Source organism: uncultured Kiloniella sp., assembly GCF_937128705.1.
Lineage (GTDB): Bacteria > Pseudomonadota > Alphaproteobacteria > Kiloniellales > Kiloniellaceae > Kiloniella.
The window spans coordinates 1-8,287 of record NZ_CAKZMP010000376.1 but is presented as its reverse complement, the minus strand read 5'-3'; the positions used below and the strand labels follow the sequence as shown (position 1 = coordinate 8,287).

6 protein-coding genes are annotated in these 8,287 nt (G+C 44.9%); 5 read left to right on the top strand and 1 reads right to left on the bottom strand.

All coding sequences use genetic code 11. The features are described 5' to 3' along the window. Positions 1-199 precede the first annotated feature (199 nt). Positions 200-421 (top strand): (2Fe-2S)-binding protein, encoded by a 222-nt coding sequence (locus Q0241_RS19355; protein ID WP_299380740.1) that lies wholly within the window; start codon positions 200-202, stop codon positions 419-421. Positions 422-728: 307 nt separating this feature from the next. Then, positions 729-3,371, top strand: coding sequence for an aminopeptidase N (pepN, locus tag Q0241_RS19350; RefSeq protein WP_299380739.1), 2,643 nt, complete (start codon positions 729-731; stop codon positions 3,369-3,371). A gap of 56 nt (positions 3,372-3,427) precedes the next feature. Here pepN and bluB read toward each other — a convergent pair whose 3' ends face one another. Beyond that, positions 3,428-4,066, bottom strand: a complete 639-nt coding sequence (bluB, locus tag Q0241_RS19345) for a 5,6-dimethylbenzimidazole synthase (protein WP_299380738.1) — start codon at positions 4,064-4,066, stop codon at positions 3,428-3,430. A gap of 191 nt (positions 4,067-4,257) precedes the next feature. On the opposite strand from bluB, the gene cobU reads away from it, so the two are divergent. From cobU to cobN, 3 genes are all read left to right on the top strand, one after another. Next, positions 4,258-4,806 (top strand): bifunctional adenosylcobinamide kinase/adenosylcobinamide-phosphate guanylyltransferase, encoded by a 549-nt coding sequence (cobU, locus tag Q0241_RS19340; RefSeq protein WP_299380737.1) that lies wholly within the window; start codon positions 4,258-4,260, stop codon positions 4,804-4,806. Between the two features lie 23 nt (positions 4,807-4,829). Next, entirely contained in the window at positions 4,830-5,864 is a 1,035-nt protein-coding gene (cobW, locus tag Q0241_RS19335; protein WP_299380736.1) for a cobalamin biosynthesis protein CobW, read from the top strand. A gap of 120 nt (positions 5,865-5,984) precedes the next feature. Next, a partial coding sequence (gene cobN, locus Q0241_RS19330) for a cobaltochelatase subunit CobN (RefSeq protein WP_299380735.1) occupies positions 5,985-8,287 on the top strand: 2,303 nt, incomplete at its 3' end.

Sequence of the window (8,287 nt, the reverse complement as noted above, 5' to 3'; positions counted from 1 at the left end):
CGAGATAAAAGAAATGACAAGGTGTTCTCCTAATAAGCTGTATTTCTCTCAATAAATGATAATTCTAACATTTACACCCTCTTTTTATTTTTCTTCATAAGAAGATAAGAGGGATTTTTTATTCAAAATACATCATTAATATATTTGCAATCAATTCTCATTTACATTATGTATGGGGCGTGGATGAAAATCATTCTCAATGGCGAGAAAAGAAATGTACGTTTGTATATGTAATGGTTTTACAGAAAAAGATGTAAAAAACGCGGTAGGTTTAGGTGCGTCTTCTGTTGCGGGCGTATATAAAGCAATGGATTGTTCACCACAGTGCGGAAAGTGCGGTTGTGACATCAAAGATATGCTTGATGAAGAGAAATCATTTAATGCACAGTTTGCAAAAATGAAACATCTCGCGGCTGAATAAATCAGCAATACCAAAAAAGATTTCATCTCAGCTTCTTCTCAGTGTGTTCGTGCGGCTTATACCGTGTTTTCACTAAATTTTCCGATACGCACATTGCTTATAAGTTTTTGAGAAAAGGAAACACTAAGAGATTTTATCCTTGGGTGTCTTTGGGTGGCGATAACCCAATATTAAATGATTCCAATAATCAAATATGCTATCTAACAATTTGGAACAGCGGTTTTAACGTTGCTGTTTCCTCTTTTGCCTAATAGTATTAGGCAAAGATTATATTGTATAAATTAAAGTTGTTTTTTGGTGAGGAATTATGAAAAACGCACAGGTGAAAGCTACGCAGTTAAAAGATTATGTAGCGCCAGCTTTCTTAGTCGACCATGTAGACTTGGCGTTTTTCCTTAAGCCTGAAGCAACGAAAGTTCATTCAAAAATAAAAATTAGACAAAATTCAAATAGCAAAAAGCCTCTGGTTTTGGATGGGGATGAATTGCGTTTGGATTCTGTTTCTATTGATGGACGCGTGTTGAGCACTGATGAATATCTGCTTAATGAGTTTTCTCTTACAGTTCCTGACTTTCCGGCGGAGGGTGAACTGGAGATCGTTACCTTCATTGACCCAGTCCAGAATACAAAGCTTGAAGGACTTTACCTGTCAGGAGGGAATTTCTGCACGCAATGCGAGGCCGAGGGTTTCCGTCGTATAACATTTTATCCCGATCGTCCCGATGTTATGGCAACATATACCGTGACAGTGCATGCAGACAAAGCAAGTTATCCTATCCTGCTTTCAAATGGGAACCTGATTGATCAAGGTGTCAATGAAGATGGAAGTCATTGGGCCCGTTGGGATGATCCCTTTCCTAAGCCGAGCTATCTATTCGCCCTCGTAGCAGGGGATTTGGCTTGTCACGAAGACGTTTTCAAAACACGTTCTGGTCAAGATGTAACCCTGAAAATTTTCGTTGAGCATGGGAACGAAGATAAGTGTGCCTATGCTATGGATTCCCTTATTCGTTCAATGAAATGGGATGAAGATCGGTTTGGGTTGGAATACGATCTGGATATATTCAACATTGTTGCAGTTAGTGATTTTAATATGGGGGCGATGGAGAACAAAAGCCTTAATATTTTTAACTCCAAATGCATACTTGCAAGCCCTGATACTGCAACTGATATGGAATTTGAGCGTATTGAAGCCATTGTTGCCCATGAATATTTTCACAACTGGACAGGAAATCGTGTTACCTGTCGTGATTGGTTTCAGTTGAGTTTGAAAGAAGGTTTGACGGTTTATCGTGATCAGGAATTTACAGCAGACATGCGGTCTGCCCCTGTAAAACGAATTCAGGATGTGCGTACATTACGTGCACGACAATTCCCCGAAGACTCTGGACCTCTTTCTCACCCGATCAGACCGGAATCTTATATCGAGATAAATAATTTCTATACCTCTACGGTGTACGAAAAAGGTGGCGAAGTTATTCGTATGATGGCTGAGATTCTTGGGAAAGAGGGGTTCCGAAAGGGACTCGATCTTTATTTTAAACGACATGATAATCAGGCTGTAACCTGTGATGATTTCGTTGCAGCAATGGAGGATGCGAACGGGGTCGACCTTAATCACTTCCGTTTGTGGTATAGTCAAGCTGGAACGCCAGAAGTCGAAGCTAGCTGGTCCTATGACGCAGAAGAAAAAAGCTTTACGTTGACGTTAGATCAGCTTACCGCACCAACTCCGGGCCAGAAAACAAAACAGCCTTTGCTGATTCCGTTTACTGTTGGTCTTATTGGTGAGAATGGTGAAGAGCTGTCCCTAAAACTTCAAGGCGAGAGCGATGACGGTCCGGTAACCAGCCGCTGTACACTCCGCTTTGACCAGGAACACCAAACCTTTAAATTTATCGATGTTCATCAACGTCCAACCCCATCTTTGAATAGAAATTTTTCGGCACCTATTAAGCTGTCGACAAAATATACAACTGAAGATCTTGGTTTTTTGATGGGACATGATAAGGATGCATTTAGCCGATGGGATGCGGCGCAAACTTATGCTTCCAGATTAATCCTTAAGATGGTGCAAACCATTCAAGAAGGTGGAAGCCCGAAATTTGATGCTCAGTACGCAGAAAAAGTCGCGTTGAATATTGCTGACAAGTCTCTTGATCCTGCGTTTTTAGCACAGATGTTAACCTTACCCTCTGTGGATTATGTTACTGAACAAATGGAAGTCGCTGATTTCGCCGCAGTAGAGAAAGCAAGGTCTGTTTTCAAAGTGGGTATTGCAAAGGCTTTGTTTGAGCAGTTTAAAGATCTGTATTTGGTTGCTAATGACACCATGCCTTATAGCCCGGACTCCATATCTGCGGGGCGTCGTGCCCTTCGTAATGCAGCACTTGGGTACTTGTCAGTTATTGACGATCCCGAGTGTTTAAAGCTTGTTGTCGCGCAATTTGACACCTCGGACAATATGACGGATCGAATGGTTGCGTTGTCGTTACTTGCTGATATCCCCGGTGAGGAAAGGGAAAAGGCATTAAGCGAATTTGAAAGCCGTTATGCCGATAATACTCTGGTGATGGACAAATGGTTTGCTGTTCAGGCCACATCAACAATACCAAATGCATTGGACGAAGTGAAAAAACTACTCTCGCATTCAGCCTTCTCTTATAAGAACCCGAATAAAGTCAGAGCTCTTATCGGAGCATTTTCTGGTGCAAACCCTGCTCGTTTTCATGCTGAAGATGGTGAAGGTTACCGTTTCTTGGCCGATAGCATTATTCGCCTCAACAGCATCAATCCACAGGTTGCCTCAAAAATTCTGGCACCATTGGGAAGCTGGCGACGGATGAATGCGACACATCAAAAAATGATGAAAACGGAGCTGCAGCGCATTCTGGATACTGAAAATCTCTCTAATGATGTTTATGAGATTGCCTCTAAATCTCTTTCTTAGATTTTGATAGTGTTTGGGTTTCGAATAGTAAAAATGCCTGCTTAAGCGGGCATTTTTTATTTGATAAGAAGTTTCCGGCAATCACCTAATCTGTCCTGCCAACCGAGAGTTACCAGCTCGGGCGTATCTTTTTCTTCGGTTGGGTAGCCTATGCAGCAATAGGCTACTAATGTCCACTCGTTGGGTACTTCTAATGTCTGCTTTACCGCATCTGGATCGATGATTGAGACCCATCCAAGGCCAATGCCTTTTGCGCGTGCAGCAAGCCAGAGAGTGTGGACCGATAAAACAGCTGAGTATCGTAACATTTCAGGCATGGACTGGTGTCCAAGGCCATGACCTTGGTCGGTTTCTTCATGAGCGAAAACTGCCAGCTGTATTGGGGCGCGATCCATGCCTGATAATTTAAGGCTGGCGTATAACTGTGCTTTTTCTCCGTCATAACCTTCAAGAGCCTGTGCATTGGTGCGTTCAAAGTTTTCTTTGATTTCTTTTTTCTTAGCGTCACTTTCGACCAACACATAGCGCCAGGGTTGGCTGTTTCCCACCGATGGAGCAAGACAGGCGAGATCCAGTAGCTCGTCCAGCGTGCCGTCAGGCAGCGGATCAGTTTTGAATTGGCGCACATCCCTGCGCCATTCGAGCAGTTCGGTTAATTTGTTGCAAAAATTATCGTTGAAATCTGGTTTGTTCATTGCACTTAAAGCCAATCGTCACTGCATGTTGCTGATAGAAAATGCATGGAATGTCGGGAACTGTCGATGGTTTTATTCATATTAACCGTTTTTGATATTTGCCTTGCAACAACTTTATGTCCAAGAGAAAAGAATAGATGATAATTTTTAGAAAGCGGTATGTTTCCTGTAAAGATTGAGAGTTCCAAGTGATGGTAGAAAAAAATACTGCACCGGCTCATTCGTTGATTTTGGGCGGGGCCCGTTCAGGAAAGAGCAGCTATGCCGAACAGATGGTTGAGGGGCAGGGTGGCCCCTGTCTTTACGTTGCGACTGCCAGGGTCTGGGATGATGAGATGGGGGACCGGATTGATGAACATAAAGAGCGTCGAGGCGAACAGTGGACGACCTTTGAAGAGCCACTGGATTTAGTGCAATGCCTGAAACGTATACAGAGGCCAGATGCAACTATTCTCGTCGATTGCCTAACTCTTTGGGTGACAAACCTGATGATGGAAGGTCGTGATCCTGACGTAGAAGGTGCACAATTGGTCGCGTCTTTGGCCGAGTTGTCTTGCCCTGTTGTGTTAGTTTCAAATGAAGTCGGTTTAGGAATTGTTCCCATGGACAAGATGTCCAGAGATTTCAGGGACTATGCAGGACGTTTACATCAGCGCCTTGCTGCAGTAGTTCCTTCCGTAACATTTATGGTGTCAGGATTGCCAATGCAGGTGAAACCATCTGCGGTATGTGTTGACTAAATTTTAAAGCAGGATTTTAAAGTATGTCTCAAGCAGCAAAAATTCCAGCCACTGTTATTACAGGTTTTTTAGGGGCTGGTAAAACTTCGACAATACAGCATCTTTTGAAGACTGCTGGTGGGAAAAAAATTGCGCTTATTATTAATGAATTTGGTGATCTTGGTGTTGATAGTGACATTGTCAAAGGTTGTGGCATTGAAGGGTGCAATGATGATGATGTGCTGGAACTTGCTAATGGGTGTATCTGTTGCACCGTTGCGGATGATTTTATTCCGACAATTGAAAAGCTTTTAAATCGCGAAACACCCCCGGATCATATTATTATTGAAACATCAGGGCTTGCCTTGCCCAAACCATTAGTCAAAGCCTTTAACTGGCCGGAAATACGTACCCGGATAACCGTTGATGGTGTCATTACGTTGGTTGATGGCAGAGCTGTCGCCGATGGCCTGTTTGCAACAAATCCTGAAGCAATTGCGCAACAGCGCGAAGCAGATGAAAACCTTAATCACGAAAGCCCTTTGGAAGAGCTTTTCGAAGAACAGCTCGCCTGTGCTGACATGGTTGTTGTGAACAAGCTAGATCTGCTCAACGAAGGTGATATGGATACCGTCCTTGCGGCAATCCGGAAAGAAATTCGCCCCGAAGTGAAAATCGTGAAAATTTCTCATGGTGAGATTAATGCCTCTGTTCTGCTTGGTCTTGAGGCTGCAGCTGAGGATGATCTGGATTCTCGGCCTTCACATCATGATGATGGGCACGAACATGACCATGATGATTTCGAAAGCTTTGCGGTTGAGTTGGGCGAGATTGCAAATCCTGAAGCCTTGATTGAAAAGCTGCTTCCGATTGTGGCAGAGCACGACATTCTTCGTGTGAAGGGTTTTGCTGCTGTGGCTGATAAAGATATGCGCCTTGTCATTCAGGGCGTGGGCAGTCGTTTCCAGCATTATTTTGATCAGGAATGGTCAGAAGGCGTTGAGCGCCGTTCTCGTTTAGTGATCATTGGTGATCATGATATGGATGAAGCGGCTATTCGTGCTGAGATCGCGGCCTAAATAATATAACACCGGGGCGGGATATAACTCTTCCGGTTCCGGTGTTGCATAACATAAATATCAATCCAAAACTTAGAGATAAGTCAGGATTACGAGAACCCGAACCAAGAGAAATACTCTATGCATCTGTTACAAGCCCAACCCGGGGCAATCGCTGATGGATCCGAAGCAATCGACCTGGGGCAAACGCCGGGAGATATTGTTATTGTATCTGCGGCAGATACCGAACTGGCTAGTCTGGTTCAGGCGAGGCAGGTAATTGGCGATACTTACCCGTCTCTTCGGTTGGCAAATTTGATGCAGTTATCTCATAACATGTCAGTCGATCTGTATGTTGATGATATTATAGCCAATGCCAAGGTTGTTGTGGCGCGGATACTTGGCGGTGCGGGGTATTGGCCGTATGGTGTTGAGCAGCTCAGGGTAATTTGTAAGCAAAAGAAAATTCCGCTTGTGTTGTTACCGGGTGATGATCAACCCGATGCAGAACTTGCTGCTCATTCAACAGTATCGCGGGATGTTTATCACCGCGTTTGGCAATACCTCATTCACGGTGGGCCGGATAATTCTCGTAATCTTTTGTGCTATCTTGCGGGGTTGATTGATCTCGATTTTGATTGGGTGGAGCCCAAGCCATTATTGCGATCCGGTATTTACTGGCCCGGACGTGACAATCCTGAATTGGATGATTTGCGAAATGATTGGATAGCGGATGCACCTGTCGCAGCGATTGTTTTTTATCGCGCGCTTTTACAGGCTGCAAATCTGACGCCGGTTGATGCCTTGATCAAATCTTTACGGGAAAAGGGCATTAATCCCTTACCCATCTATTGCGCCTCGCTAAAAGAACCGATTTCGGCAGGTATCGTCAGTACACTGTTAAAAGATGCAGATACTGGGCTCATTCTGAATGCGACGGGTTTTGCGATTTCAACCCCCGGCGCGGCTCGAAAAGAAACGCCTTTCGATGTTGTTGATGCCCCTATTTTGCAGGTGATTTTCTCTGGTGGGAACGAGGCAGGGTGGCGAGAAGGCTTAAGTGGTCTTTCTGCTCGAGACATCGCAATGAATGTTGCACTGCCAGAGGTTGATGGACGCATCCTTTCCCGTGCGGTTTCATTTAAGTCAGAAGCCCGTTATGACGACGTAACCCAAAGCTCTGTTGTCAGCTATCAGGAAGTCGCTGACCGGATTGATTTTGTTGCTGATTTAGCTGGGGCATGGTTACAGCTCAGGAACAAAGAAGTCTCTGAACGCAAAATCGCGGTAGTCATGGCGAATTATCCCAATCGGGATGGCCGTATGGGGAACGGTGTTGGCCTTGATACACCAGCCGGTACAATTCAGCTTTTACAGGCAATGCTTGATGCAGGTTACAATGTTTCTGATATTCCTGTGGATGGGAATGCTTTGGTTGAACGGATGGCAGAGGGGCCAACCAATGCGGCAATTGATGGTCGTGTCATTCGATCAAAGATTTCGTTAAGTGCCTACAAACAGTTCTGGGATGGGCTGTCTGTTAAAGTCAAATCAGCTATTGAAGATAGATGGGGTGCCTTTGAAAAAGATCCCTTTTTTATGCCGGATGCTGATGCTTTTGCTGTCTCTGCGTTTCATTGTGGCGAGATCATTATCTGTCTTCAACCCGCGCGTGGATATAATATCAATCCGGTAGAAACCTATCATGATCCCGATTTGGTCCCGCCTCATGGGTATCTGGCTTTTTATGCGTGGCTGCGACAGGAAGAAAAGGTTGATGCCATCATCCATATGGGCAAACACGGAAATATGGAGTGGTTGCCCGGGAAGTCGTTGGCGCTTTCTGAGGAGTGCTTTCCGGAAGCTGTGTTTGGGCCAACGCCGCATCTGTATCCCTTTATCGTGAATGACCCCGGGGAAGGTACACAAGCAAAACGACGTGCCCAGGCGGTAATTATTGACCATCTGACACCTCCGTTAACGCGGGCTGAATCTTACGGTCCCTTGGCTGACCTAGAGCAGCTTTGTGATGAATACTACGAAGCCGCAGGGGTTGATCCTCGCCGTCTGAAAGTTTTGCGAGACGAGATTCTCAAAATCACACAGCGGATCGGTCTGGACAAGGATTGTGGTATTGATCAGTCTGATGATGAAGATGCTGCGCTTTCAAAGCTGGATAATTATCTTTGCGAATTGAAAGAAATGCAGATCCGAGATGGCTTGCATATCTTTGGTCTGGCCCCGGAAGGGCGTCTTCTGGATGATTTGCTGGTTGCTTTGACTCGTTTGCCGCGGGGGGAAGGGAAAGAGGGCGATGCCTCTTTGATTCGCTCCTTGGCAAAAGACTTCAACTTTCCGATTGAATTTGATCCTTTGGATTGCCGTTTCGGTGATCTTTGGTCTGGGCCAAAACCTGATATTCTAACAGCAGAAGGCAGTTGGCG

Coding starts and splice junctions, on each gene's coding strand:
- bluB (WP_299380738.1), bottom strand. CDS start 4,066: ATGAACAAACCAGATTTCAACGATAATTTTTGCAACAAATTAACCGAA.
- pepN (WP_299380739.1), top strand. CDS start 729: ATGAAAAACGCACAGGTGAAAGCTACGCAGTTAAAAGATTATGTAGCG.
- Q0241_RS19355 (WP_299380740.1), top strand. CDS start 200: ATGGCGAGAAAAGAAATGTACGTTTGTATATGTAATGGTTTTACAGAA.
- cobU (WP_299380737.1), top strand. CDS start 4,258: ATGGTAGAAAAAAATACTGCACCGGCTCATTCGTTGATTTTGGGCGGG.
- cobW (WP_299380736.1), top strand. CDS start 4,830: ATGTCTCAAGCAGCAAAAATTCCAGCCACTGTTATTACAGGTTTTTTA.